This is a genomic window from Frankia sp. AgKG'84/4, assembly GCF_023242965.2.
In the GTDB taxonomy this organism is placed as follows: Bacteria; Actinomycetota; Actinomycetes; order Frankiales; family Frankiaceae; genus Frankia.
Map to the genome: position 1 here is coordinate 1 of NZ_JALKFU020000601.1, position 3,105 is coordinate 3,105.

General features: G+C 73.2%; 2 protein-coding genes and 1 pseudogene. 2 read left to right on the forward strand and 1 reads right to left on the reverse strand.

Annotation, left to right across the window (positions count from 1 at the left end):
• Positions 1-1,006, forward strand: a 1,006-nt coding sequence (locus MXD58_RS23790) for a L,D-transpeptidase family protein (RefSeq protein WP_308302037.1), incomplete at its 5' end; no start/stop codon positions are given.
• A 364-nt stretch (positions 1,007-1,370) separates the two neighbouring features.
• Here the strand turns inward: MXD58_RS23790 and MXD58_RS23795 are convergent.
• Positions 1,371-2,756, reverse strand: a complete 1,386-nt coding sequence (locus MXD58_RS23795) for a cryptochrome/photolyase family protein (protein WP_248840139.1) — start codon at positions 2,754-2,756, stop codon at positions 1,371-1,373.
• A 120-nt stretch (positions 2,757-2,876) separates the two neighbouring features.
• On the opposite strand from MXD58_RS23795, the pseudogene MXD58_RS23800 reads away from it, so the two are divergent.
• Positions 2,877-3,105, forward strand: a pseudogene (locus tag MXD58_RS23800) (mechanosensitive ion channel family protein); the annotation flags it as partial.

Sequence of the window (3,105 nt, forward strand, 5' to 3'; positions counted from 1 at the left end):
CATCTGGTGGGCCAACGATTCCGGCGCGCGCTGGCGGCCGATCCGTGGCCGGCTCCGCCGCCGCCTTCTCACCGTGCACGCCCGGCGCGTTTCCGCCGGCGGCACCCGCCGGTCCCGGGGCCGTTCCAGCTCAGCCGCACTACACGGGTTGATGGCCCCTCCGATGGTCACGCCCTTCCGCCGGATCACCCTGGCCGGCGGAAGGGACGTGCGGGTGCGGCTGACGATCCGTGACTTCTCGCGATCCGGCGCCGGCCGGCGGGCAGGCGCGGGCTTCCTCATGGCCGCCGTGACCGCCGCGCTGGTCGCCGGCTGCGGCGGTCACGGCGACGGCAGCCGCACCGCGGACACGAAGCTGTCGCCCCAGGTGCGCGACCGCCTGGCGGCCGTCGCCGGTCTGGGCCAGGGCGCGAGCGTCATCGTGACCGCATCCGCGGCCAGCGTGGACATCTACGACTCGCCCACGGACACCAAGGCCGCCTCCAGCATGGCCAGCCCGAACGAGAACGGCGTGAGCCGGGTGTTCCTGGTGCAGGCCAAGCTGCCGGGCTGGTGGCAGGTGCTGCTGCCGGTGCAGCCCAACGGGCGTACCGGATGGCTGCGCGCCGCGCAGGTCAGGGCCAGTGAGACGCCTTACCGGATCGTGGTGTCCCGCGGGCGCCATCTGCTCCAGCTCTACAACGACGGCGCGCAGGTCGCCCAGGTGCCCGTCGCCATCGGCACGTCGGACACCCCGACGCCGGGCGGCCGGTTCTATCTGACGGAGCTGTTGCGACCGCCGGATCCCAGCGGCATCTACGGGCCGTATGCCTTCGGGCTGAGCGGCTACTCGACGTCGATGAGTTCCTTCGACGGTCACCAGCCGGTGATCGGTATCCACGGCACGAACGATCCGGCCCTGCTGGGGCAGGACGTCAGCCATGGCTGCATCCGGCTGAGCAACGACGCGATCACCCACCTGGCCCAGACCGTCCCGCTCGGCACCCCGGTCGACATCGTCGTCTGAGGCGCCAGCGCGGCGTCGGCGTTGGGTGGGCGAAGCGTCGGCGATGGACACGCTGCGGGCGGCGGGCGGCGGGGACGTGGCGCGCCGCGCGTGCCCTGCCCTCCACATGACACGCGGGCGCGACCACCTCCGGCGGAGCCCGTCACTTCTCCGCCGGGCTTCGAGCGGGAGATCCCTGCCCACGGCCTCCCTGCCCTGGAACAAGGGTCGCCAATCACCATGGGTCGGATCCATTGGACGCGACAACCTGTCTGTCGGATTTCCGACACGTGCCACGGTTGCGCCGGAGCGTCCCACCTGGACCGCGCAGGTCGTCCGAGGTCATCGCGCCCCGGGCGCCCAGAAGCCCGGTCGCGTCATCCGGTCAACGCTGCCGGCCCTGCCTGGCGGCCTCGTACCGGGCCAGCGCCTCCCGCCGCCGCGCCGCGTGATCGACGACCGGCGCCGGATAGCCCGCCGGTGGACCGTCCGGCAGTGTCCACGGCTCGTGCACCTTCGCCGTCGGCACCTCGCGCAGCTCCGGTATCCAGCGGCGCACGTAGGTCCCGTCCGGATCGTAGGAGCGGCCCTGCGACACCGGGTTGAACACCCGGAAGTAGGGGGCGGCGTCGGTGCCGGTACCCGCGGTCCACTGCCAGCCGTGGTTGTTCGACGCCAGATCGCCATCGACCAGTAGCTCGAGGAACCACCGCGCTCCGTGCGTCCAGTGCACGTGCAGGTCCTTGCACACGAACGAGGCCTGGATCATGCGGACGCGGTTGGGCATCCACCCTTCGGCGCGAAGCTGGCGCATCCCGGCGTCAACGATGGGAATCCCGGTGTCGCCCCACTTCCAGGCCTCGAACTCGGGGCCCGGCGCGTCGTAGTGCATCGCGGCCAGCGCGCCGGTCAGGTCCTCGCGGGCGGAGGCCGGGTTGGCGGCGAGGACGTCGGCGTAGAACTCCCGCCAGGCCAGCTCGGAGCGGAACTTCTCCACATCCTTCGCTGCTGGACGGTCCTTCGCCGCAGCGCCGGCGACCCGGGCGAGTTCGGCCAGCACCGTCCGCGGATGCACGCAGCCGTACTTCAGGTACGGCGAGAGCCTCGAGGTGGTGTCCTCGCCGGGGATGTCGCGCCGGTCCGCATAGCCGCGCAGGGGGCCGTCCAGGAACTCGGCGAGCCGCTCGCGAGCCGCCGCCTCACCGGCGGGCGGCAGGTCGACGGAGCCGGTGTCGGGATCGTCCGGGATGCCCTCGGAGGTCGCCCGTGCCCAGCGGACGCCGTGCGGCTCGGGCAGCGGGTCGCGCCACCCGTGCGCGGTCCACGCCTTGTAGAACGGGGTGTAGACCCGGAAGGGCGTCCCCGCCGCCGTGTGCAGGCGGCCGGGGGCGACCGCGTAGGGCGACCCCGTCCGGACGAGGTCGCGGCCATCGGCCCGCAGCGCGTCCTCGACCGCGTCGTCGCGGCGGCTGCCGTAGGGGCCGTAGTCCGCCCCGATGTGCACCTGGGCGGCGTCCACGTCCCGGGCGAGCGCCGCGACGACCCGCGCCGGGTCGCCCGTCCGCACGCACAACCGGCCGGACAGCAGCCGGTCCAGTTCGCGCAGGCAGCGCAGGAGGAAGGCGAGCCGGACCGCGCCGGCCGGCCGGCGAAGCGTGTCGTCCAGGACGAACAGGACGAGCACCTCGTCCGCGTCCCGCACCGCCGCGGACAGCGCCGGGTTGTCGCCGAGCCGTAGATCCCGCCGTAGCCAGCAGACCGACACCGTCATGTGGGCTGACGGTAGCCGGGCCGCCGGCCACCGCCCGGCTCCCCCTGACCGGGGTCGTCACCGAGCCGACCCTCATCGCCTGAAGTAACGATCATCTAACTAAGAGCTTATAGTCGCGTCGTGCAGGTCACCGCCGCCGTCGCCTGGGACAACGGCCTCTCGGACGCCTGGTCACACATCGCCGAGACCAGCCCGAAGGTCGGCGTCCTCATCGCCATCTGGATCATCGGCGCCGTGCTGGTCCAGGCCGCGGCCCGCATCCTCGCCGCCGTCACGGGGCGCGCCGGAGTGGACCGCGCGCTGGAACGCGGCGGCCTGCCCGCGCTGCTGCGCCGGCCCGCCGCGGACC

Coding starts and splice junctions, on each gene's coding strand:
- MXD58_RS23795 (WP_248840139.1), bottom strand. CDS start 2,756: ATGACGGTGTCGGTCTGCTGGCTACGGCGGGATCTACGGCTCGGCGAC.